This is a genomic window from Pseudomonas sp. PDM26 (genome assembly GCF_019219185.1).
Lineage (GTDB): Bacteria > Pseudomonadota > Gammaproteobacteria > Pseudomonadales > Pseudomonadaceae > Aquipseudomonas.
This window is the reverse complement of the sequence record NZ_JAHUWC010000004.1, coordinates 1-22,658: the sequence shown is the minus strand read 5'-3', so window position 1 is coordinate 22,658 and position 22,658 is coordinate 1. Positions and strand designations below refer to the sequence as shown.

General features: G+C 58.9%; 17 protein-coding genes, 2 rRNA genes and 1 pseudogene. 9 read left to right on the top strand and 11 right to left on the bottom strand.

Features of this window, described 5'->3' with window-relative positions:
* Positions 1-14: 14 nt before the first annotated feature.
* Positions 15-329, top strand: coding sequence for a putative quinol monooxygenase (locus KW849_RS09545; RefSeq protein ID WP_095942477.1), 315 nt, complete (start codon positions 15-17; stop codon positions 327-329).
* Here KW849_RS09545 and KW849_RS09540 read toward each other — a convergent pair.
* On the bottom strand, positions 319-1,083 hold the full coding sequence (locus KW849_RS09540) for a sulfite exporter TauE/SafE family protein (RefSeq protein ID WP_218429170.1): 765 nt from the start codon (positions 1,081-1,083) through the stop codon (positions 319-321). The genes KW849_RS09545 and KW849_RS09540 overlap by 11 nt on opposite strands.
* Before the next feature lie 222 nt (positions 1,084-1,305).
* Between KW849_RS09540 and KW849_RS09535 the strand changes: the two genes are divergently transcribed.
* The 4 genes from KW849_RS09535 (at position 1,306) to KW849_RS09520 (ending at position 3,683) form a co-directional block, all read left to right on the top strand.
* Positions 1,306-2,190, top strand: a complete 885-nt coding sequence (locus KW849_RS09535) for a LysR family transcriptional regulator (protein WP_218429503.1) — start codon at positions 1,306-1,308, stop codon at positions 2,188-2,190.
* Positions 2,191-2,232: 42 nt separating this feature from the next.
* Positions 2,233-2,811, top strand: a complete 579-nt coding sequence (locus KW849_RS09530; RefSeq protein ID WP_218429169.1) for an NAD(P)H-dependent oxidoreductase — start codon at positions 2,233-2,235, stop codon at positions 2,809-2,811.
* A gap of 49 nt (positions 2,812-2,860) precedes the next feature.
* Positions 2,861-3,232 (top strand): MerR family transcriptional regulator, encoded by a 372-nt coding sequence (locus KW849_RS09525; RefSeq protein ID WP_218429168.1) that lies wholly within the window; start codon positions 2,861-2,863, stop codon positions 3,230-3,232.
* A gap of 106 nt (positions 3,233-3,338) precedes the next feature.
* Entirely contained in the window at positions 3,339-3,683 is a 345-nt protein-coding gene (locus tag KW849_RS09520) for a cupin domain-containing protein (protein ID WP_007988984.1), read from the top strand.
* Between the two features lie 140 nt (positions 3,684-3,823).
* Here KW849_RS09520 and mmsB read toward each other — a convergent pair whose 3' ends face one another.
* Both mmsB and KW849_RS09510 read right to left on the bottom strand, forming a co-directional pair.
* The gene (gene mmsB, locus KW849_RS09515) at positions 3,824-4,711 is read right to left on the bottom strand and encodes a 3-hydroxyisobutyrate dehydrogenase (RefSeq protein ID WP_218429167.1); all 888 of its coding nucleotides are present in this window, start codon (positions 4,709-4,711) and stop codon (positions 3,824-3,826) included.
* Positions 4,712-4,721: 10 nt separating this feature from the next.
* Complete coding sequence (locus tag KW849_RS09510; protein WP_218429166.1) at positions 4,722-6,248, bottom strand: CoA-acylating methylmalonate-semialdehyde dehydrogenase; 1,527 nt, start codon at positions 6,246-6,248, stop codon at positions 4,722-4,724.
* Positions 6,249-6,398: 150 nt separating this feature from the next.
* On the opposite strand from KW849_RS09510, the gene KW849_RS09505 reads away from it, so the two are divergent.
* Both KW849_RS09505 and KW849_RS09500 read left to right on the top strand, forming a co-directional pair.
* Positions 6,399-7,346 (top strand): LysR family transcriptional regulator, encoded by a 948-nt coding sequence (locus KW849_RS09505; RefSeq protein ID WP_218429502.1) that lies wholly within the window; start codon positions 6,399-6,401, stop codon positions 7,344-7,346.
* Between the two features lie 469 nt (positions 7,347-7,815).
* Positions 7,816-8,556 carry a toll/interleukin-1 receptor domain-containing protein gene (locus tag KW849_RS09500; protein WP_218429165.1) on the top strand — a complete coding sequence of 247 codons (741 nt, stop codon included), beginning with the start codon at positions 7,816-7,818 and terminating at the stop codon, positions 8,554-8,556.
* Between the two features lie 206 nt (positions 8,557-8,762).
* Here KW849_RS09500 and KW849_RS09495 read toward each other — a convergent pair whose 3' ends face one another.
* Entirely contained in the window at positions 8,763-9,314 is a 552-nt protein-coding gene (locus KW849_RS09495; RefSeq protein ID WP_218429164.1) for a Rha family transcriptional regulator, read from the bottom strand.
* Between the two features lie 681 nt (positions 9,315-9,995).
* Positions 9,996-10,532, bottom strand: coding sequence for a hypothetical protein (locus KW849_RS09490; RefSeq protein WP_218429163.1), 537 nt, complete (start codon positions 10,530-10,532; stop codon positions 9,996-9,998).
* Positions 10,533-10,820: 288 nt separating this feature from the next.
* On the opposite strand from KW849_RS09490, the gene KW849_RS09485 reads away from it, so the two are divergent.
* Positions 10,821-11,066 (top strand): hypothetical protein, encoded by a 246-nt coding sequence (locus KW849_RS09485; protein WP_218429162.1) that lies wholly within the window; start codon positions 10,821-10,823, stop codon positions 11,064-11,066.
* Positions 11,067-11,163: 97 nt separating this feature from the next.
* Here KW849_RS09485 and KW849_RS09480 read toward each other — a convergent pair whose 3' ends face one another.
* Entirely contained in the window at positions 11,164-12,648 is a 1,485-nt protein-coding gene (locus KW849_RS09480) for a tyrosine-type recombinase/integrase (RefSeq protein WP_256357164.1), read from the bottom strand.
* A 41-nt stretch (positions 12,649-12,689) separates the two neighbouring features.
* On the opposite strand from KW849_RS09480, the pseudogene KW849_RS09475 reads away from it, so the two are divergent.
* Positions 12,690-12,833: pseudogene (locus KW849_RS09475) on the top strand (LysR family transcriptional regulator); the annotation flags it as partial.
* A 4-nt stretch (positions 12,834-12,837) separates the two neighbouring features.
* On the opposite strand, the gene recD reads toward KW849_RS09475, so the two are convergent.
* From recD to KW849_RS09450, 5 genes are all read right to left on the bottom strand, one after another.
* Entirely contained in the window at positions 12,838-14,946 is a 2,109-nt protein-coding gene (recD, locus tag KW849_RS09470; RefSeq protein WP_218429161.1) for an exodeoxyribonuclease V subunit alpha, read from the bottom strand.
* Complete coding sequence (recB, locus tag KW849_RS09465) at positions 14,943-18,632, bottom strand: exodeoxyribonuclease V subunit beta (protein WP_218429160.1); 3,690 nt, start codon at positions 18,630-18,632, stop codon at positions 14,943-14,945. The genes recD and recB overlap by 4 nt, the downstream gene beginning before the upstream one ends.
* A complete protein-coding gene (gene recC / locus KW849_RS09460; protein ID WP_218429159.1) occupies positions 18,632-22,081 on the bottom strand; it encodes an exodeoxyribonuclease V subunit gamma in 3,450 nt (1,149 codons plus the stop codon). The genes recB and recC overlap by 1 nt, the downstream gene beginning before the upstream one ends.
* A 205-nt stretch (positions 22,082-22,286) precedes the next feature.
* Positions 22,287-22,402, bottom strand: a 5S ribosomal RNA gene (gene rrf, locus KW849_RS09455).
* A 149-nt stretch (positions 22,403-22,551) separates the two neighbouring features.
* A 23S ribosomal RNA gene (locus KW849_RS09450) occupies positions 22,552-22,658 on the bottom strand; the annotation flags it as partial.

Below are 22,658 nucleotides of genomic sequence, written 5' to 3'. Positions count from 1 at the left end.
GAGGAGAGATGTAGATGAGTGAAATCCAGGGCTTCATCCTGCACGCCAAGACCCGCCCGGAAAAATCCGACGCCTTCGAAGCATTTTTCAGCGGCTACGTGCAAGCCAGCCGCGCCGAGCCTGGCTGCATCGAATACCACATGCTGCGCGACAAACAGGACCCGACCCTGTTCATCTTCTACGAGATCTGGCAATCCAGGGCCCACCTCGACGTGCACTCGAACCTGCCGCACATGAAGCAGTTCCTCGAGCAGCGCGATGAATACCTGGAGCGGGACTTCGAGATCCGCGCCATCGAGATGATCAGCCCGTCGTCCGCTAGCCGCTGATCAGCAAATGGCCGCCGAGCACACCCAGGCCAACGAAAAACACGCGTTTGAACCACAGGGCGCTGATCCGCTGGCGCAGCGATTGCCCCAGCCACATGCCGAGCATGGCCGGGATCAGCGCCAGCAGCGACGCGCTCAACTCGCCCCCGCCGAGTGCGCCGCGCCATAACAAGCCACCGGCCAGGGCCAGGGTCGAGACGGTGAACGACAGGCCCAGCGCCTGCACCAGCTCGTCCTTGCTCAAGCCCAGTGCTTGCAGGTACGGCACCGCGGGAATCACGAACACGCCGGTGGCCGAAGTGATGACGCCGGTCAGCACGCCGCACAATGGACCGAGCCAGTGTTCGCTGCGCCGCCCCACGCGCAGAGTCGGCAGGCACAAACCGCTCAGCGCATAAAGCAACAACGCCGCCCCCAGCCCCCGCACCACCCAGTGACCACCGCTCATGCCGATCCACAGCGTGCCCGCCCCGGTGCCGATGAAGATCGCCAGCAGCATCGGCCACAGTCGTTTGATCAACCCGGGCAAATGCCCGCCGAACGCCAGTTGCCAGACGTTGGTGAGTGTCGCCGGAATGATCAACAACGCCGCTGCCTGCGCCGGCGCCATAGCCAGGCCGAGCAGGCCCATGGCAACGGTCGGCAGGCCGAGGCCGATCACGCCCTTGATCATGCCGGCCAGCACAAAGGTGCCGATAACCAACAGTGAAAGGGCCAGCCCGAGATTCTGATAAAACGCCGAGAATGTATTCATGGGGCTATGGTGAGCCCGCAAGGGTTGATTGAAAATCTGCCATATACTGAGACTGCCTCTTGTGTTGACAGAGGCTGAGTATTTCGCTGAAGCGACTGGCCTCTTCGCGGGCAAGCCCGCTCCTACAGTGGATCGCATTTTTCCGACGCGAACTCGGTCACCTGTAGGAGCGAGCCTGCTCGCGATGGCGTCCGTCCAGACAACAAAAATCCGGGGATGACAATGCACTTCGACCTGACCGACCTGCGCCTATACCTGAACATCCTCGACACCGGCAACATCACCGCCGGCGCGGCACGCAGTCATCTATCCCTGGCAGCGGCCAGCGCGCGCATCCGCGCCATGGAGGCGTCGCTGGGCGTTGAGTTTCTACTGCGCAATCGCCGTGGGGTCAGCCCGACGCCGGCCGGCGATGCCCTGGCCCGACACGCCCGGGTTCTATTGCAACAGGCCGAACGCCTGCAACAGGAACTGGCCGAATACGCCCAGGGCGTCAAAGGTCAGGTGCGGCTGCTGTGCAACACCACGGCTATCACCGAGTACCTGCCAGAGTTGCTCGCGGACTTCCTGCACAGCCATCCCAACCTCGACATCGACCTGCAGGAACTGCCCAGCACCCGCATCACCCATGCCTTGCGCCAGGGCGCGGCGGACCTGGGCATCGTTTCCGACGCGGTGGACACCGATGACTTGCAGACACGACCGTTCCGCGATGATCCGCTGGTGCTGATCATGCCCCGTGAACATCCCTTGGCACAGGCAACCTCAGTGAGCTTCACCGACACGCTGCATCACGACTACGTCGGCCTGAATGCCAACAGCGCGCTGGCGGTGTACCTGGAAGAGCAGGCACTGCACGCCGGCCTGCGCATGCAGATTCGCATCCGCGCCGATGGCTTCGATGGCGTGATGCGCATGGTCGCCCGAGGCACTGGGCTGGCAATCGTACCGCTGGCCGCGGTCGAACGCGGGTCAGGCGGACTGTCCTTCAAAAGCCTCCCCATCCAAGAACCCTGGGGCCAACGCAAACTATTGCTCTGTGCCCGGGACTTCGCCGCATTACCCGGCTATGCCAAGGCGCTGCTGCACGCCTTGACTCTCCCCTGAGGGGCAGACTTTATCCTTGAGGTTTGATCTTCAAGGACAGTGATGATGGGTAAACGAATACTGGTGATCCTCGGGCATCCATCAAGCAATAGTTTTTGCGCCGCCCTTGCCGAGCGTTACACACAGTCGGCAGCGCGTGCCGGGCATGAGGTGCGGCAGTTGTTTCTGGGCAGCATGGATTTTGACCCGGTACTGCGCGAAGGCTATCAACAGGTCCAGCCGCTGGAAGCCGACTTGCGTAACGCCCAGGCCGATATCCTGTGGGCTGAACAACTGACGCTGGTTTATCCGATCTGGTGGGGTGGCGTACCGGCCTTGCTCAAGGGCTTTTTCGACCGGGTGCTCTTGCCCGGTTTTGCCTTCAAATATCGCCAGGGCAAAGCCTTCCCCGACAAACTCCTGCGCGGCCGAACCGCCCATTTGCTAGTGACCATGGACACACCGCCCTGGTACTACCGATGGATCTACCGTATGCCCGGTTTGCATCAGGTCCGTAAAACCACCCTTGAATTCTGTGGCATCAAACCCACCCAAACCCTCACCTTCGGCCCAATTCTCGGCGCCAGCGCAGACCGGCATGCGGCCTGGTTGCGGCAAGCCGAAGCTATCGCCAGCGATTGAGTCGGTCGATAATGCGCCGAGCTTTATCCTCGGAGAAAAGGACCTTCCCATGTACATCGGCCAAGCCGCACAACGTTCCGGCACCACGGTCAAAAGCATCCGTCACTACGAGTCGATTGGCCTGCTGCCTGCCGCTCGCCGTCAGGGCAAGTACCGCATCTATGACCAGCACAGCGTCGACCTGCTGATGTTCATCAAATGTGCCCAGCAACTCGGGTTCAGGCTCAAGGAATTGCAGTCGGTCTTCGCCGGACATCAGGGCCCGCAGTTGCCATGGGAACAGGCACATCAGGTCATCGCCAGCAAAAAACAGGAAATCGCCCAGCGGATAGCGGCGCTGTCGCAACAGCACTCGCAATTGGTCGAGTTCGAAAACAGCCTCGAACAATCCAGGCTCGACTGCCCGCTGAACCATCTTTGAGAGCAGTGCGTTTCTGGGCAGCTCAGTGTCGAGCACAGACAACTGATGATTGGACAAGCGCTATAGGGTGCGACTTCAGTTCTTGAGCCCACTGCCCGGAGTCATCATGACCGCACCGATTACCGTTCTTCGCGACACCCACCCATTGCCTGTGCTCGACGCCTGCAAATGGGAAAAACTCGAAGGTGACCCGCACACCGTCAACCTCAACGCCTACACCAGCGAAGACGGCAGCAAGATCATGGGCACCTGGATTTGCACGCCGGGCAAGTGGTACGTGGAATATGTGAAGTGGGAGTATTGCCATTTCCAGGAAGGCTACTGCGTCATCACTCCGGAAGGCATGGCGCCGATCCACCTGCGCGCCGGTGACATTTTCGTCATCGAACCAGGGATGAAAGGCACCTGGGAAGTGGTGGAAACCGTGCGCAAATATTTCGTGTTTGCCTGACAAAGCAAAAGATCGCAGCCTTCGGCAGCTCCTACGGGGTGTATACATTCCCCTGTAGGAGCTGCCGAAGGCTGCGATCTTTTCTTTCTGCCCAATAAAAAACCGGGAACCCGCCCGACGCGGATTCCCGGAAATACCCCTTATTGCGGTTTGCGGTAGCCGTTGATGATCGCCGAGAAGTCCTTGCCACCCTCCCCACGCAAACTCATCGCCTGATACAACTGCTGGGCCACCGCGCCGAGTACCACCGGCTGGTGCGCCTGACGCGCCGCTTCAGTGGCCAGCCCCAGATCCTTGAGCATCAGTTCGGCACCGAAACCACCGGTGTAGCCGCGCGACGCCGGCGCCGTTTCAACGATGCCCGGCCATGGGTTGTACATCTCCGAACTCCAGCAACGCCCGGTGGAACTGTTGATGATGCCCGCCAGCACCTTGGTGTCGATGCCCAGGGCATCGCCCAGCGCCATGGCTTCGCTGACGCCGACCATGGAAATCCCCAGCAGCAGGTTGTTGCAGATTTTAGCGATTTGCCCGGTGCCGACCTCACCACAATGGACGATGTTGCGGCCCATCTGCGCCAGCACCGGTTGCAGGGTGGCGAACAGTTCAGGCGTGGCGCCGACCATGAAGGTCAGCGTCCCGGCGGCTGCACCACCGGTGCCGCCAGAAACCGGCGCATCGGCCATGGCCACGCCCTGTTTGGCAGCGGCGGCGGCTACGTCCCGCGCGGTCTGCGGATCGATGGTGCTGCAATCCACGGCCGGCACGCCTTTGCCGATACCGGCGAGCACGCCGTCTTCACCCAGCCACACACTGCGCACATGCACCGCGGCGGGCAGCATGGTGATGACCAGTTCGGCGCCCTCTGCCGCTTCACGGGCCGATGCGCTGATGCTGCCGCCCAGTTGTTCCAGCTCCGCCAGCACGGCTTTGTTCAGGTCCACCAGGCGCAGTGCATGGCCGGCCTTGATCAGGTTGCGCGCCATCGGCGCGCCCATGTTGCCCAGACCGATAAAAGCGATTTTCATGTCCGGCTCCTTAACGCAGGTTGATGGTGGTATTCACACCGTCGTTGACGCTGTCGTCGTCGAACCAGCGACTGGTGACGGTCTTGGTCTGAGTGTAGAACTGCACCACTTGCTTGCCGTACGGGCCGAGGTCGCCGAGCTTGGAACCGCGCGAACCGGTGAAGCTGAAGAACGGGACCGGCACCGGAATCGGGATGTTGATGCCGACCTGGCCGACGTCGATTTCGTTCTGGAATTTACGCGCCGCCGCGCCGCTCTGGGTGAACAGGCCCGTGCCGTTGCCGAACGGGTTGGCGTTGACCAGGGCGATGGCCTCATCGAGCGTATTGACTTCCAGCACCACCAGCACCGGGCCGAAGATTTCCTGGGTATAGATCTGCATGTCGGTGGTCACGCCGGAGAACAGGGTCGGGCCGACAAAGTTGCCCTTCTCGTAACCCGGAACCGTGATCTCACGACCGTCCAGTTCCAGTTTCGCGCCTTCCTTGATGCCGCTCTCGATCAGCTCGAGAATCCGTGCCTTGGCCTTTTTCGAAATCACCGGCCCCACATCGGTGCCCGGCTCGCAGCCGGCATTGACCTTGAGCTTCTGCGCCAGCGCCTTGAGATCCGGCAGCCATTGCTTGGCCGCGCCCACCAGCACCACCACCGAGGTGGCCATGCAGCGTTGACCGGCAGCGCCGAAGCCGGCACCCACCAGCGCATTCAGCGCTTGTTCGCGATTGGCGTCTGGCAGCACCACGGCGTGGTTCTTGGCACCCATCATCGATTGCACACGCTTGCCGTGCTTGCCCGCCAGGTCATAGACGTGAGTACCGACGGCGGTCGAACCGACGAAGGAAACCGCCTTGATGTCTTTATGGGTGCAGAGCCCGTCCACCACGTCCTTGCCGCCATGCACGACGTTGAGCACGCCGGCCGGAATGCCGGCCTCGATGGCAAGTTCCACCAGCAGCATGGTCGACATCGGGTCCTGTTCCGACGGCTTGAGCACGAAGGTGTTGCCGCAGGCGATGGCCATCGGGAACATCCACAGCGGAATCATTGCCGGGAAGTTGAACGGAGTAATGCCTGCGCACACGCCGATGGGCTGGCGCAGGGTGTAGGTGTCGACACCACCGGCGACGTTTTCAGCGAACTCGCCCATTTGCAGGCTGCCGATGGAGCAGGCGTGTTCGACCACTTCCAGGCCACGGAAAATGTCGCCTTCGGCGTCGGCAATGGTCTTGCCCTGCTCGGCGCTCAGGACTGCGGCGATGCGTTTGGAGTGCTCGCGGATCAGCGCCTGAAGCTTGAGCATGATGCGCATGCGCGCACCGATCGGGGTCAGCTTCCAGGTCTGGAAGGCACGATGGGCTGCGCTGATGGCCGCGTCGACTTCTTCGGCGGTGGCAAACGGCACTTTGGCCAGCACTTGCTGGGTCGCCGGATTGATGATGTCGTGCCATTCGGTGGTCTTGGATTCGACCCACTCGCCGTCGATCAACAGCTTGACCTTCTGCACGGTGGTTTCGTTAGGCGTAAGCGATGCGTTCATGTGGGTCTCCTGGACTTTGTTGTTATCAGGGGAGGCAAGGCGAGAAAGTCGCCTTGAGATGAGGCGTGTGCCGTGAATTGGTTAACGGACTGTTTTTGGAGTATAGATGTGCAAACTTCTAATAAGAACGCACATAAAAACCGGTCCAACATGCAAAAAAACATCACCTCCCTCGGCTCGTTGAACTGGGATGACCTCAAGTTTTTCCTTGAAGTCGCCCGCACCCGCAAGGCCAGCACCGCGGCCAAGCGCCTGGCGGTGGACTACACCACAGTGTCGCGGCGCATCAGTTCCCTGGAAACGGCACTAGGCACATTGCTGTTCGAAAAATCCCGGACCAATGGCTTTGTCCTGACCGCCGAAGGCCAGCGGCTGATGGGGTATGCCGAGTCGATCGAAAGTACCCTGCACATGGCGTGCGAGCAGGTTTCCGGGTCCGGCGTGGCGCTGTCCGGGCATGTGCGCATGGGGTGCACCGAAGGCTTCGGCAGCTTTTTCATCACGCCGCAGCTGAGCCACTTCGTCGACACCTACCCGGCGATCTCGGTGGATATCCTGCCGCTGCCGCACTTCATCAGCCTGTCCAAGCGCGAGGCCGACATCGTCATCGCCCTGGAGCGTCCGGAGCATGGTCCGTACGTCTGCTGCAAACTGTGCGACTACCGATTACAGCTGTACGCGACCCAGGATTATCTGGACAACCACCCACCGATCCGCCGGCCGGCAGATTTGGCGAAACATTCGTTTATCAGTTACGTCGACGACCTGGCGTTCAGCTCGGAGCTGTTGTACCTGGCCAACGTATTGCCCGGCGCCAGTGCCAACCTGCGCAGCACCAGCGTGATCGCGCAATTCGTGGCCGCGCAGCAAGGACGCTCACTGGCGATCCTGCCGTGCTTCCTCGCCACTCAGGACCCTCGCCTGCTGCCGGTGTTGCCGCAGGAAATCAATATCACTCGACAGTTCTGGATGTACTGCCGCGAAGACCTGCGCAAGCTCAAGCGGATCACCCTGTTGTGGGATTACATCCGGGAGGTGACTGAGCTGAATCGCCCGTTATTGCTGGGCGAGACGCGGGATCTTCGGTTTGCAGACTGAGCAACTTAAGGAAGAAAGGGAGGCTCATCGTAGCGAGGTCAGCAGGCGTTTGGCAACGATTTGTGACATGGTTGATACAGGTCTTGTGACAGTCGAAAGGGTTCTTACGGAGGCGCGCACACGCAAGAGAGGACTCCATGCTGGTATCCGTATGGGCACCTGCGTGAGGGCATACGGGGGGAACCTGTGCAGGAATGAATCAATGAGGTGATGGCTGAAAAATTTCTGTCAAATTCCCGCTAAGGGAACCTATGTGACCACAGCCAGAGATCTAAGCGAAGCAAGTAGTGGACGGCTCGTGGGTAAGTAGGTAATTTTGCGACTGGCTTTCCAGCCTCGGAGTACATGGCGCCAATCTCAACTTAGGCAGCGAGTGAGCTCCAGCAAATCGATGACAATGATTTTTACCCACTGGTAGCTCTAACTGAATTTTCTCCCAATAACCAAAGAGCTTCGAGCATAAAAAACCATGAGCATTCCGAAAGTATTCATCTCCTATTCGCACGATTCGCAAGAACATAAGCAGTGGGTTTTAGAATTTGCGACGCGGTTACGTAACTCTGGTGTAGACGCAATACTCGACCAATGGGAGTTGCAGCCAGGAGACGACCTGCCACATTTCATGGAGCGAAACCTTGCGTCTTCTGATCGAGTGCTCATGATCTGTACTGAACGCTATGTAGAAAAAGCCAACTCGGGATCAGGTGGAGTCGGTTATGAAAAAATGATTGTTACGGCAGACTTATTGAGGACCATTGACTCTAACAAAGTAGTTCCTTTAATTCGTCAATCTGGCACTCATGAAACACCCACGTTTTTGAGGTCAAAGTTGTTCATCGATTTTTCGAGCGACGACCAGAACGAATTTTCCTTCGATGAGCTAATTCGAACGCTTCATGGTGCTCCGCTCTTCGTCAAGCCCGCTGTGGGTAATAGTCCTTTCACATCGGTAGTGAAAAATCCGCCTGAGCGGCAAGGCGACGCAATCCTCGAGCTTATGAAAGTTGCGGTGAGTATCTTTGAAAGGCAAAACGCAGACTATATTGACTACAGTAAAGTACGCTCCAACATCAACGTATCCCGACTAATGCTTGACGTATTGATTGAACAGGCGAAAAAAGAAGGCCTTATAACTCAAGCTCCGGCCAAACACCTGATCCTTACAACAAAAGGGAAGCAATACGCCCTCTTCCACAAAATTATCAGTTAGTAATTATGACGCAACCTATTGTTGCTAATTTCAGCAGAGGCACCACGAAAGACAGCAAGCGGGGCAAATTTTTCCGCTTGCTATCTTTATAGGTCTTTGCTAATGCGGAATTTATATAGTTTCTCGAGTTAATTCCACCACACCCTCAAGTTCATTTAATCACCTCCAAAGCATTCTAAATACCCATTGATTTTTTGATCAAACGATCATAAATAGCCTCTTTCAGAATCCCTGTAGGCCAGTCTTTTCAAACTCTTGCGCTCCTTCTCGGCGGGACTCTGAGGACGCAGTGGAGTCTTCTTGCTGGCCTTCTTGAGGGCTTGGAGAGCCGCTTGCCGATTGTCTTTCTCACGTTCGATCAGATGAACCACAGCAGCCTGTACGGACACACGCTCAAATCCTGACCCTTCAAGTTCAAGCCAGCGTTTAATGATCAAGTGACGCAGCTTGACGCTATAGCCCGCGATGAGAGTAAAGGTCAGCTCCTTGTCGAGGATTACCAAAGGTTGAGCTTTGTTCTGACTGTTCTGGTAGCTGGTCTCGACAAAGGAGGACGCGTCAGTTTTGACGACTCCTATTGAGCCCAACTCTTCGAGCATCTTCCGGGTGTCCTTCAGAACTCGGTCATGCCGCTTACCAGTGATCTCAGCGATCTCCAAGGACGACATACCGGGCAAACCGTTGAGGGTCGTTGGTGCTATCGCCCCAGCCTTGGTGATCTTCTCGATGGTGGTGACGGTGGTGTTGGTCATGTGCATTTTCTGTTCTCCTTTTGGTTATGCTCTTCAGGTCGCACCCACAGCCGGTCATCCGACCCCAGACAAGGGAACCGGCGTGGCATGAGAGGCACTATCAGAACAAGCTGGATGGTTTGCCCTGCGACGGGCGAGATGGTGAAGCCGAGGGTTGCTGTGGCAATAGTGAGGGTATTTAAACGACACCTTAAGCCCTGACCTTGATTGACTCAGTCCCCCTCAATGGCTCCTCAAAAGCACCGAAGCGATGGCCTGAAGGCAGACTCCATGGGCGACCAGATGGGTTACCCGTTCAGCAGTCTTTGCGGAGCACTTCAAGGGAACCTCATGGAGCATGGTGTCTTTGTGTCTTTGTCGAAGGTGACGACCACAGACGCATAGGTCCTAAAGGAAGCGTTTCGCTTGTTGAGAACACGACTTAGCTCAATCAGTTGAGGTCGTGAAGACGCGAGGAAGACCAGTGACAAGGTAATGAGGTCGTCTTCAGTGAGCCGGGAGGTTGCTGGGCAAACGATGGATGTCATGGAAGGTCTCCTTTGCGATGCTCTTGAAGATTCCTCTTCGAGGAGGGGTGATTATTATCACTACCCCTCTCCTCAATGAGCGGGTCGAAAAGGGTCCTATTATCTGGTCGATTGCTATGCTCGATTGGGTGTCCTAATGGTTCTTATAAGTATGCGACATTTATTCAGAAGCGCTGTCAGTCCCCAGCGTCCTCAGGTCATGGTGCAGCTTTGCGAGGGTCTCAGGGCTTGGTGGCTCAAGCTGGTCTTCCCAATCATTGACGCGGGTGTCGGCCTTTAGGAAGCCGTAGCGCATCTCGTGGCTGAGGTCATCGGGGCAACTCTTAAGAAGGTAGAGCATCGCCAGCTCAATGGCCTTCACGTAGCGTTGAGCCTGCCGGAGACCCAACCTGTATTGATCCATGACGGTGGCTGCTGAGACGACCTCAAGTTCCGCAAGGATGGCTACAAGGCGTTTCACGGACAGGGGCTTGGATGAGCCACCAGACCCGATAGGCCGGTCATGCCAGTCCAGCCGAGCGATGCCCTCAAGGATGTCCATGGCGAAGGTAGGATATTGGCCGTAGTCAGTAGTCGGCCCGATGAAGCCGTGGAATAGGTTGGTGATGACCTTAGTTGGTCGGCCTCGCCCCCGCTTGGCGGTGGTGATGGCTGCGGTGGTGATGGCTCCGTGTTGAGCGGGATCATAGCCTGTCATTGGGTCAGTCCTCATGTTGTGTGGTGGCAACAGTGAGGGTTATTAACGACAGTGGACTTTCGACCAACAAACACGGGCCTTTAGGACATCTTGAGGGCTTCTACAGCACGCTCCTATGCTCACGCAGCAAGGCCAGGGCCAGCGATTCGGTTAGATTTCTCGTAGAAGCGCGTAGCGATGAAACGCGTCTTGCGGATGATCCACGAATACATCCAGCTCTATCAGTAGCCTATTGATGTCTTATTTTATTTATGGTCAATTTGAAAGACCATCAACAAGGAGGACTCTATGGCGTATTACACCGATAACTCTAAATTCGATAAAATCACCAACCCCAGTGCCGTTTGGGGTAACGAATACGGGCCGGGTGATGCCGTACCTGCGTCTGGCATTTATCGCTGTATCGGATGCAAAAAAGAAATCACGTCAAACTTTGGCGATAAGTTTCCGCCACAAAACCACCATCAACACCCTGTCCAAACCGGCGCGGTAAGATGGAAGATGAACGTCTGGACCAATACTGAAGGTAAATAAAACCTCGGTTATGAACCTCTATGTCGAAATAATGTGGTGTCATAGAGGCTCAAAAACTCACTCAACAGTTGACGCTACTTTCAACACCTTAGCCCCTTCAAAGTCTCCCGCTAAGCAATCCACTGAGCATCTCAGCGATCACCTCAACAGGCACCCCCGAGCCATATGTGTCGAACGTAATGGTCCCCGATGCATGCCCCATAACAGCCTGAGCGTGGGTAGTCGGAACGCCTTTCACCTGCATCAGGGAAGCCAATGAATGGCGGAGTGAGTGATACGTCAGCCCTGCCTTGTGATCACCTCCAAGAGCCTCAGGGATCGCCTGCCGGTTCGCCCAATCCCCTGCTGTCTTGTACCCGATCTGCGCCAGCGACTCATCTTGATTGGCTTTGCAAGTTTCGACATATCTCAGGAATGCCGCAAGATCGAATTCGTAGGCGCCATCAGTCAACGGGATCAGTCGCTCACTGCGCTTGTTCTTAATTGACTTGCCTTCCCCGAGCTCATTGATATGGATGGCCGTAATCCCAGACTCAAGGGTCTGAATGTCGCTCGTGGTCAATTGGGAGATTTCGTTAAGACGCCCGCCCGTGATAACCCCAAGACTGAGCAGCCAGCGCTTCCATGAGGTCTCTGGGAGGTTGCTCGCGTAGTCCATCACCTTGGCTACTTGAGCTTGCGAGAATGCCTTACGGGTCGACTCAAGGCCCTTGGTCAGCTTCAGCTTCTTGTCATATGTTTTGACCAAATGACCATTCTCGACCGCCCAAGCGAACACAGCCGAGAGCTTTACGATCAGCTTGTTGACCGTGGATGCTGCCCGCGATGCATGTAGGCGATCTCTCATTGCTACAAGATCGGCCCTTGAGTGCTTCCGTAGGTCAAGGTCGCCCAATTGCGCGGAGAGGACACCATGACACAGCTTGGTTTCCTTTAGTGTCGAAGGCTTTTGGTCTTGCCCACGATCAGCCAGATACAGCCCGGAGAGGGTCTCGAAGGTCATCGGCGGCGACGCTAATACAGATAGGGAAGCAGGGACACTTTTCCCCATTTGCCCATGGTCACCCTCAAGGTCCCGAATGATCTTCACCAAAGATACGGAGTCGCCTTGTAGCCGTGCCTGAGCAGCAATCATCACCTGCTTAGCGTTCATCACATGTTCGTGTTGATCGACACTAAGCGGCATCGTGGCAGCGATCTCAGCGAGGTTCGTCTTCACGTCTTCGTAAAGCTCGCCCCAGTCGAGCAACGAATGGACCTCATGACCTGATGACAGCAGATCCTCAGCCACCCACAGCAGATGCTCCTTCAGCTCGCTAAAGGTCGCCTTGGGATGATCCAGATGGAAAGCCTTGATTGTCTCTGCAAGTCGTTGTGAAGCGTCCATAGCGGCTCTTCTGTCGGTGGTCTTGAGGGAAACGGACGCAGTGCGGGTGGTGGTGCCAGTTTCGCGAAGGCGCAGATAGTAAATGCCGTTGCGTCGATAGTGGTAGAGCTTGGCGAGCCGGGTTGTCGGCCTCAGATGAACGGCAAAACTTGTGACAGCACTTGTGACAGGACGATGCTCTGCAAGGATGTTCATGGCGGTTAGCCCCCGTATTCATTGGGTTAACCTTTCTTTCCTTCCAGTTCTGGATGTACTGCCGCGAAGACCTGCGCAAGCTCAAGCGGATCACCCTGTTGTGGGATTACATCCGCCAGGTCACCGAGCAGAATCAGGGTCTGCTGATGGGAGAAAGCCGGGAGATGCTGTTTGCCGATGACTGACCTTTCAGCCCGTCGGCTCGCGGCCTTCCTTTAGTTCCAGCATCAGTCCGCTCAAGCGTTTGACCCGGCGTTTCACCGCTTCTTCAAACACGCCTGCACGCGACTCGATCAAGGTGAACCAGTCCTTGGCCCGGGTAATTCCGGTGTAGATCAGTTCCTTGGTGAGAACCGGATTCAAGGCATCGGGAAGAATCAACGCGGTATGTGCGAACTCCGAGCCCTGGGATTTATGCACGGTCATGGCGTACACGGTTTCGACATCATTCAGGCGGCTGGGCAGGACAAATCGCACACCGCCCTGGCCATCGTTGCGTGGAAATGCCACACGCAGAACCTGCTTTCCATTTTCATGTCCGTCCTGTTCCGGGAGCTTGAGGGCGATGCCGATATCGCCGTTCATCAACCCCAACCCGTAATCGTTGCGGGTCATCAGGACAGGGCGACCTTCGTACCACTGCTGGTCACTGTCGATCAGGCGTGCCCTCAGCAACGCGTCCGTCACTCGCTGGTTCAAGCCCTCGACACCCCACGGCCCCTTGCGCACGGCACATAGCAACTGGAATGCGTCGAAGGCCTGCAACACTTTCCGAGCCCAATCAATCCAGCGCGAATCTTCCAGCGGGCTGTCCAGTGGCGGCCTCTGATTGCGCAGCACACTCAGGTAATGTCGATAACCCTGCGGGCCCTCACCGTGGCCGTCGAGAAGCAAGCGCTCCAGGGCCCGATCCTGCTCGCCCTTGAGGGCCAGGCAATACACATCGTCATGGCTTCGCGCCGACAACAACTTGCGGGCTTCCTCGGGTTGCTGCTGGTTGACCCAGCGAGCCAGTTGGCCAATGCCGCTGCCTTCACCGAATCGCCGGGAATGGCGCAGCATCACAACCTGTTGGGCCAATGGATGAGTGCCTTGCGTGTCCTCCTGCAATCCGCTGGCCTGCAGGTTTTCGCCACTGACGGCTTCCAGCCACTGGCGTGTCTGCGGGCTGTACCAGCCAGCCTCCGCGTCGCGACACAGATCCCCCAATACCGCACCGGCCTCTACCGAAGCCAATTGATCCTTGTCCCCCAACAGCACGAGGCGCGCATGGGCCGGCAAGGCGTCGAGCAGGTTGGCCATCATTTCCAGGTCGATCATCGAGGCCTCGTCTACCACCAACACATCCAGCGGCAGACGATTGCCCGCGTGGTGCCGGAAGTGTCGAGTCCCGGGTCGGCTGCCGAGCAGGCGGTGAACGGTGGTGACGTCGGACGGGATCTTGTCTCGTATGTCTTGGGTGACCTTCAAGGTCCGGACTTGCTGGCTGATGGACTCCGTCAGGCGCGCCGCGGCCTTGCCGGTCGGCGCGGCGAGACGAATGCGCAGGGGCATGCCGGCCTCGACCGCCGGTGCCTGGAGCAACGCCAGCAAGCGCACGACAGTGGTGGTCTTGCCGGTCCCCGGCCCCCCGGTCACGATGCTGAAGGCGCTGCGGGTCGCCAGGGCGCAGGCGAGCTTCTGCCAGTCGATTACGTCACCAGACCGGGCAGGACCAAACAGACCGGTGAGGCGCTGCAGCAAGTCGTTCGGCGTGGACTCGTGTTCCGTCAAACGCTCGCGCAGCGAAAGGTCGATCCGCCGCTCGTAGGCCCAATAGCGGCGCAGGTACAAGCGTTTGCCCGATAACACCAAAGGTCGGTCGCGCACGTTGTCACGGCTGTCAGCGGCCAGCGCGACCAGGTTGCTCGCGGCCAGTACCTTGCACCAATGGGCCCCGTCCAGCGACCCCAGCAATTGCGACGGCAACAGCATTGCGCCGCCTTGCACGTCACCTTCGGGGGGTAATGACAGGGCGAAGTCCGGTTCTTTCAGCGTCTCGAACAGGTCGAGACAGACATGCCCGTGGCCCAATTGGTGGCTGGTCAGCGCGGCCGCCAGCAACACCAACGGATCATCCTCCGGAGCCAGTTCATGCAGAAACGCGACAAAGGCTTTGTCCAGCGCGCGCAACCAGCCACGTTCGACCCAACGCGTGAGCAACAACAGCAAGTCGTCGGCACGACTCAGCGGCGCCAGATCGGCCAGGCTTTCGGCTGCCAGCGATGTGGGCAACAAATCGGCAAATGTGCGACTCATAACAGTACTCCCTGTTCCCAGGCGGGTTCGGCCTTGGGCTCTGGCTTGCCCTGGAACAGCCTGTCCAGACGCTCGATCAGCTCTCTTGGCGGCCGGGCGAAAAACACACCCTGGCTGGCCGCACGCGTCCCCCGCAAAAACAGGTACAACGCACCGCCGACATGCCGGTCGTAGTCGTAATCGGCGAGCCGCGCCTTGAGCTGACGGTGCAGGGCCAACAGGTACAACACGTATTGCAGGTCATAGCGGTTGTCGAGAATCGATTGTTCCATGGCCTGCGCGGTGTAGGCCGCATCATCGACGCCGAGCCAGTTGGATTTGTAGTCGGCAACGTAATAGCGGCCGTCATGTTCGAACGTCAGGTCGATGAAACCCTTGAACATGCCATTGAGCAACACCGGTTCGGCGGCCACCCGGGCCACGCCGTTATGGGTGTATTGACACACCAGCGCATCGAGCTTGAGCACATCGACCTTATGGCTGGCGAACCAGAACTCCATCTCGACCTGATACTGCGTCAACTGGCCGAATACCACCGGCGCCTGGCCGCCACCCAGTTGCAACGGCGACTTGAGCAGATGCTGCAGCCAGTCACTCAAGGTGCTGATCCAGCCCTCCCAGCCCCGACGGTTGCAGCGACGGGCAATGGCGTCGATCACCTCTTGTGGTGCCGCGTCAAAACCCTCGCCTCCCGCCCATTCGAGCAAGCCATGGAGGAAGGTGCCGGGGTTCGGGCCGCGTGGGAAGAGATGGATATCGCCGCCACCGGCCACCACTTCCCTGGGGGCCTGCGGGTCGAGGCGTTCGTCATCGAACAGTTTTTGCGCCTGCGGGCTCTCCGGCGCCTCGTCCGTGCCGACACTCAGGGTGTCGCCAATGCGCAACGCGCTGTAGGAAGCGATCCACCAGTTTTCACTGGCCTTGCGTTTCGGAACCCGCGGAACCAGCAGCGCCGCGTCGTTTTGCGGTGGCTGGTAGTGCTCCGCTGTTGCTTCAGGCATCTCGGCATAGGCCAACGCCGGGCAGTCTTGTTGCAGGTCCCGCAACCAAAGCTGCAACGCCGGGGAATCAGCCAAAGGCGCGCCGCCGCCCAGCAGATAACCCAATGCCGACAGATGCAGCACCGAGCCATTGTTGTTGCCGCGCTTGAGGTCGGCCACCCCCAGCCAGCAGGCGTGTTGCGCCCGGGTCAGGGCGACATAGAGCAAGCGCAGATCCTCGGCCAGACGCTCATCGTCAGCCAGGGCAACCAACTCCGACGTTGGCTTCAACGTGACCTGGGCATTGCCGGATTCATCGTGGTAGTGCAACGGCAGGCGGCTGCCATCCACCGGTTTCGCCGAGCAAATGAACGGCAGGAACACCAAGGGGTATTCAAGGCCCTTGGACTTGTGAATGGTCACGACCTTGACCAATTGCTCATCACTTTCCAGACGCAGGATCTGCTCTTCGCCAGCCTGCCCGGACAACGCCAGATGCTCGGACAGATGCCGGATCAGGGCTTGTTCGCCATCGAGTTCGGCGGCGGCTTGTTGCAGCAGTTCGAAAAGGTGCAGAAGGTTGGTCAACACGCGCTCGCCGTCACTGCGGGCGATCAACGCCTGGGGCAGACGGAAGTCGTGCAGCAAGCGCCGCAGCATCGGCAGTACGCCCTGCTTGCGCCAGACTTCGCGATAGCCACGGAACTGCATGACCCGGGCTTCCCAGGCCAACTCGTCCTGATTCAGCCGCTCCAGCTCAGTCAACGAAAGGTTTAACGTGATGCTGGCCAACGCGGCTCGCAGCGGGCGCTCGACATCCGGCTCGGCGCAGGCCTTGAGCCAGGTCAGCACGTCATGCGCTTCCTGGGCGGCGAACACCGAGTCCTTGTCCGACAGGTAAACACTGCGCACGCCACGGCCGGCCAATTGCGCACGAACCGCCTGCGCCTCCTTGCCGTCGCGGACCAGGATGGCGATGTCCGCCGGCAGCAGGCCCCTGAAGGCTTTGCCGTCCTGGGTGAATCCCGCTTGCTCCTGCTGTCCGCCATTGAGCAATGCCGTGATTTCACTGGCGCAGGCAGCCGCCAGGTGTTGCCGGTACACCGCGCCGGACAACGGTTGTTCGGCCGGCAAGTGCCAAATGTTCAAGGCCGGGATTGCCTGGTCATTGATGCGCAAGACTTCTTTGCGGCCCTGGGAGGCAACCGGCGTGAACGGAACCGGGTTGTTGCCATTCTTCTGCCTGAAGAGGAAAGCGCCGCGTCCTGACGCCCGGGCCTCGGCGCGCTCGAACACATGGTTCACCGCGTTGACCATGCCGTGGCTCGAGCGAAAGTTGGTGCCCAGGGTGTGCAGGCGGCCGGTGGTGGCCTGCCGGGCACGCAGGTAGGTATGGATGTCGGCACCGCGAAAAGCGTAGATCGCCTGTTTCGGGTCGCCGATCAGGAACAGACCGCACTCGGGGCTGTTCTCTTCAATGCGGTAGATGCTCTCAAAGATCCGGTATTGCACCGGGTCGGTGTCCTGGAACTCATCGATCAGGGCGACCGGAAACTGTTCACGAATCAGGGTTGCCAGTCGCTCGCCGCCATCGGACTGCAAGGCCGCATCAAGGCGCAGCAACATGTCGTCGAAACCCATTTCCGCGCGGCGACGCTTCTCTTCCTCGAATCGCGCCCCGACCCAGCGGGCCGCATGTTGCAGCACGGCGGCATCAGGCGTTGGCAACCCATCGAGACAGGCCTTGAGGCCGGCCATCGCATCGAGCCCTGGATGTCGAGGCGCTTCGCCCTTCCAGGCTTCGGCCATGCCATCAGGGGTCAGGCGCGTGAAGCCGGTACCGATATCCAGTTGCTCAAGGGATTCGTCTTCGGCCCAGGCTTTGATCTTTTCAAACCAGGGCTCGAAATAGCGAGCCTGCATCTTGCGACCGTCGACAGCCTTGCCGGCAACGCCCTGGTGACAGATGGCAAGCAACTCGTCCGCCCACTGCAGCCAAGGCTTCTTCAGTTCGATCAGGGCAACCCGTCGCTCTTGCAAGCATTGCGAAATCACTTCGGCGGGTTCTTTCCCTTCATGCGCATCCCGCTCGCTGGCAAACAGCGCACGAATCCGCGGCAGCAGCGCCGCCGGTCCGCCCCAATTGTTGCGCACCCAATTCAAGGCGTCACCTTGCATCGGGTAACAGAACAGCCGCCAGTAATCGCGCAAGACCTCCCCCAGCAAGTCGCTGTGGTCGGTTTCCAGGGTCTGGGTAAACAGGCTGCCGCTGTCGAACGCGTGCTCGCGCAACATGCGCTGGCACCAACTGTGGATGGTCGACACCGCCGCCTCATCCATCCACTGCGCGGCGATATCCAGGCGGTTTGCGCACCCGGGCCATTGCTCGGGCAAATACTGATCACGCAACTCGGCAATCAGGCTGTCGGGGGCGGGTGTTTCATCGCGGAAATATCGTGCGGCCTCGGCGAGCCGCGTGCGAATGCGTTCGCGCAGCTCTTTGGTCGCGGCGTCGGTGAAGGTCACGACGAGGATTTGCGGCGGCAACAGCTCACGTCCGAAGCCACTGTCCTCCCCGCCATTGCCAAGCACCAGACGCAGGTACAACGCAGAAATGGTGAACGTCTTGCCGGTCCCGGCGCTGGCTTCGATCAGTTGGCTGCCGCGCAGCGGGAATGCCAGGGCCAGAGGTGTCTTTGTGCTCATCAGCGCGATTCCTCGCTGGACAGTGAACGCCAGGGTGCTTCAAGAAGTGGGCGATAGAGCGCGTCACACCACTGGGGGAACGTCTCGTCGGCGACCAAGGCATCGTAATCGGCGAATTGGCGCGCCAGTGCCGGGCTTTCACGACGCTCTCCGTCCGTCGTCTGCCCATCCCCTTCATAGGCCTTGCGCGCAGCGGCTTCGGCTTTGACCGGATCGGTTTGCCCCAGCCACGCGAAGGCCGTCTTGACCGCGATCGGCAGAGGCTGGCGCATCCCCGACTGCCAGGCCATCAACAGGTCACCGAGAATTGTCCGCGCCGAGGACTGGTCCAGCGGACCGAGCAACAGGCTGTCGTCGCTGGCCACCAAGGCGGTGGTCAGCGCCATGCCACTGGCACAAGCCACCAGATGGGTGAGCCACGGGCGTGTCAGTCGATGCCATTTGCGTGACTTGATCGAGCCAATACTGTTGGGGATCGTAGTGATAGACAGTAATCCGCCATCGGCGCGCTGATGCAGGCCGCTGAGCCAGCCCTCGATGTGCAGGCCCTGCAGTTCAAGACTGACGGGCAACGCGCTGCCGAGCGGTGTTGGCCACAACGCCAGGAGCTGTTGGTGGCGTTGCAGCAAGTCAGGTAATGGCTCGATCAACTCGCGTTGCAGGCACTCACCGAATCCGGCCATGGGCAGCAGCCCGCTGTTTTGCAGGCGTTTCGCCTGATCCTCCAGTGCCTGTCCGGTATTTCCAGGATCAGCCAGCGCCGCTTCGAGCAAGCGGTCGCTGAGGCTGTAACGCTGCAACGCATCCAGGACAAAAGGCTCTTCATCAGCCAAGGGCACTTCAGCCGCCTCGAAGAAGACCTTCAGGCGCTGGCTGAAAAAGTGCCGTACCGGATTGCGCAGGAAATCCTGCAACTGACCGAGACTCAGTGGTTCGTCCTGAACGTGAGGGCCGAGCGCTTCGGCACGTGCCTGTTGCTCTGTCGCCTGATGAAGCACCTGCCATTCGGTGGCGTAGCTGAACGACTCATCCCCGTCGTGAAAGTAGCGAGCACTGAAGGGTTGCAACGGGTGTTCCCGGGTCATGGCCTCCAGCAGGTCATTGTCGCTTTGCGGCAATCGCCAACCGCTGGCCAGGTGGTCGCGTAACTGGCCGATCAGCACCGACGCAGGCCTCTCGCTGTTATCGCGGATGCTGCGGCCCACCCAACTGATGTAGAGCTGGTCCCGTGCCGACAGCAGGGCTTCCAGTAGCAGGTAACGGTCATCTTCGCGCCGGGAGCGGTCACCTGGACGGTAATCACTGCCCATGAGATCGAAATCCAGTGGCGGCTGCGCGCGCGGATAATCGCCGTCATTCATACCCAACAGGCACACCAGTTTGAACGGGATGGCGCGCATGGGCATCAAGGTGCAGAAGTTGACCGCTCCGGCCAGAAAGCGTTGGGACAAACGGCCCTGATCCAGACCCGCAAGCCAGGCTTCACGGACGACGGTCAGCGGCAACTCGTCCTGCAACCCGACCGACTCGCAGGTCTCGAGCCAGGTCTCACGCAGCTCTTCGAGCTGAGCCAGCAAGTAGTCATCGTGTTCGTTACTGGCAAGGAAGAACAACTGCACCAACGCCTGCAAGCGCAAGCCCCATTGCCCCGGCGATGCTGGCTGAGAGAGTTCGTGGTACGCCACTTCCAGCGCGTCCAGCAGCGCAACCAGCGGGCCGATGAGCACGGCGTCCAGGCCCCCTATTTCGTCGTAGGGCTCGATACATTCATAAGCATCGGCGCTGCCAACGGCATAACCGAGCAACATCCGGCGCAAGCCGAAACGCCAGCTGTTTTGCTCCAGTTCATGCGGCAGCCCGAGCCCGGCACGCTGCTCGGCGTTCATGCCCCAGCGAATGCCGGCACCTTCGATCCAGCGGTGCAGTGTCGGCAGGTCGCGCTCCTCAACACCAAAGCGAGCGCGCAGTGCCGGGACGTCCAGCAGATCGAGAATCTCACTGACGGGGAATCGGCTGTCAGGCAGCTTGAGCAGGTGCTCGACAGCAATCAGCAATGGATCGCGGCCACGCTGGCCCTGGTCCGCCAGGGTAAACGGAATGAAGCGTGGATCCTGGCGGTCAAGCTGACCAAACACGGCACGAATGTGCGGTGCGTAACTGTCGATGTCCGGGACCATCACGATAATGTCCCGGGGCCGCAAGTGCGGGTCGGCGCTGAAACGCGAGAGCAGTTGATCGTGGAGAATCTCGACTTCTCGCTGGGCGCTATGGGCAATGTGAAAACGGATCGACTCGTCCTTCTTCAGGTCGATAGCGGGCCAACGCTCCCGAGTCTCATTAAGTGGACGCAACTCAAGGATGTCGTCCTGCAACTGGTTGAGCACGTTCAGCGGCTGACCGTCACTGAACAGGTCGATACGCCCGTCGCGGAATGCCGAACGATAGCTGTTGGGATCGTCATAACTGTCGAGCAGGTTGATATAGTCCCGCCCCTGTTTACCCCAGGCAGCCAGCAATGGGTGAGCATGCTGGTGCAGGGTTTGCGGATCGATCACTACCGGCATGCCGCTCTTGCGGGCCTGGCGCTTGTATTGATGCCGCAGCAGGTCTTTATCGGCGACGATGTCCGCCCAATGGTGACGACACGGGTTGTGTACGCACAGCAGGACCTGGCTGAATCGAGCCAGTCCCGCCAGTGCTTCCAGGGCTTGAGCAGGCAGGGAAGAAATCCCGAAAACGATCACTCGCGAGGGTAATCCCTTGGGGGCTGTTTCGAGATGGTTGATACGCTCGACAAATCGCTGATGGACGCCGGCACGGCTTTGCGCCATGCCTTCTTCTCCCACATCCAGCAAGAGTGCGCGCCATAACTCTGCCTGCCAGCAATTGGCCGGGGTCAGAGGTTTGGCTTCGCCCCTGGCGTGTCTTGTTTGATGTCGACCTTGCGCCCAGTCTTCCAGCCAGTCAGCCCGATAGACCTGGTATTGGTCGAACAGATCCGCCAGACGCTCGGCCAATTGATAGCGTTTGCGCAGATCGGTGTCATGGGTCAGGAAACGCTGCAGCGGCTCGAAGTGCGGTTGGTTGATCAATTGCGGCAGCAGGCGCATCAGACGCCAGGTCAGTGGGGCTTTATCGAGCAGGGACTTGACCGGAATTTCGTCGCGGCCAAGGACCATGCGATAGAGCTGCCACATGAAGCTGCCGGGCAACTGCACGTCGATGGCGGCAGCGATGCCGCAGCCTCCCATGTCGTCGTCCTCAGAATCTTCCGCCAGTGCCAGCTTCAGCCATTGGGCAATGCCATTGCTTTGCACCAACGCGATTTCATTCTCCAGGGGAGCCAGCGGGTAGCGCCGCATCCAGCTGACCACCAGGCTGCGCAACTCATCCAGGCGGTTGCCGTGAACCACCATAAAACCAGCACTGAGGGACGTCGCGTCCGGCATAAAGGCTTCCTTGGAAATGCAAAATCGAGAAACGACTTTAACATCTGTAGGAGCGAGCTCGCTCGCGAAGGTCGTCAACGATGACGCGGGTGGTCTGGGGTAACGCGGTGTCCTGAAGTTCTTCGCGAGCAGGCTCGCGCCTACAGGAAACAAGGCGCAAAAACAAAACCCCAACTGCTTTCGCAATTGGGGTTTTGGAATTTAATCTTGACGATGACCTACTCTCACATGGGGAAACCCCACACTACCATCGGCGATGCATCGTTTCACTGCTGAGTTCGGGATGGGATCAGGTGGTTCCAACGCTCTATGGTCGTCAAGAAATTCGGGTACCGAGTCGTGGCCGGCTGGCCGCGCTTCAGCAAATTGGGTAGGTGATAGCTTTGTGTGTTTGCGAACTTTCGGTTCATTGCGTCTTCACACACCGCAATCTGATGCTCTCTCGAGTAGTCAAATTGCTTGGGTGTTATATGGTCAAGCCTCACGGGCAATTAGTATTGGTTAGCTCAACGCCTCACAGCGCTTACACACCCAACCTATCAACGTCGTAGTCTTCGACGGCCCTTCAGGGGACTCA

Excerpts from the sequence above, each read along its gene's own strand:
- recC (WP_218429159.1), bottom strand. The coding sequence starts at position 22,081 with ATGCCGGACGCGACGTCCCTCAGTGCTGGTTTTATGGTGGTTCACGGC.
- mmsB (WP_218429167.1), bottom strand. The coding sequence starts at position 4,711 with ATGAAAATCGCTTTTATCGGTCTGGGCAACATGGGCGCGCCGATGGCG.
- KW849_RS09530 (WP_218429169.1), top strand. The coding sequence starts at position 2,233 with ATGATGGGTAAACGAATACTGGTGATCCTCGGGCATCCATCAAGCAAT.
- KW849_RS09485 (WP_218429162.1), top strand. The coding sequence starts at position 10,821 with ATGGCGTATTACACCGATAACTCTAAATTCGATAAAATCACCAACCCC.
- KW849_RS09500 (WP_218429165.1), top strand. The coding sequence starts at position 7,816 with ATGAGCATTCCGAAAGTATTCATCTCCTATTCGCACGATTCGCAAGAA.
- KW849_RS09535 (WP_218429503.1), top strand. The coding sequence starts at position 1,306 with ATGCACTTCGACCTGACCGACCTGCGCCTATACCTGAACATCCTCGAC.
- KW849_RS09510 (WP_218429166.1), bottom strand. The coding sequence starts at position 6,248 with ATGAACGCATCGCTTACGCCTAACGAAACCACCGTGCAGAAGGTCAAG.
- KW849_RS09490 (WP_218429163.1), bottom strand. The coding sequence starts at position 10,532 with ATGACAGGCTATGATCCCGCTCAACACGGAGCCATCACCACCGCAGCC.
- KW849_RS09525 (WP_218429168.1), top strand. The coding sequence starts at position 2,861 with ATGTACATCGGCCAAGCCGCACAACGTTCCGGCACCACGGTCAAAAGC.
- KW849_RS09505 (WP_218429502.1), top strand. The coding sequence starts at position 6,399 with ATGCAAAAAAACATCACCTCCCTCGGCTCGTTGAACTGGGATGACCTC.
- recB (WP_218429160.1), bottom strand. The coding sequence starts at position 18,632 with ATGAGCACAAAGACACCTCTGGCCCTGGCATTCCCGCTGCGCGGCAGC.
- KW849_RS09545 (WP_095942477.1), top strand. The coding sequence starts at position 15 with ATGAGTGAAATCCAGGGCTTCATCCTGCACGCCAAGACCCGCCCGGAA.
- recD (WP_218429161.1), bottom strand. The coding sequence starts at position 14,946 with ATGAGTCGCACATTTGCCGATTTGTTGCCCACATCGCTGGCAGCCGAA.
- KW849_RS09480 (WP_256357164.1), bottom strand. The coding sequence starts at position 12,648 with ATGAACATCCTTGCAGAGCATCGTCCTGTCACAAGTGCTGTCACAAGT.
- KW849_RS09495 (WP_218429164.1), bottom strand. The coding sequence starts at position 9,314 with ATGCACATGACCAACACCACCGTCACCACCATCGAGAAGATCACCAAG.
- KW849_RS09540 (WP_218429170.1), bottom strand. The coding sequence starts at position 1,083 with ATGAATACATTCTCGGCGTTTTATCAGAATCTCGGGCTGGCCCTTTCA.
- KW849_RS09520 (WP_007988984.1), top strand. The coding sequence starts at position 3,339 with ATGACCGCACCGATTACCGTTCTTCGCGACACCCACCCATTGCCTGTG.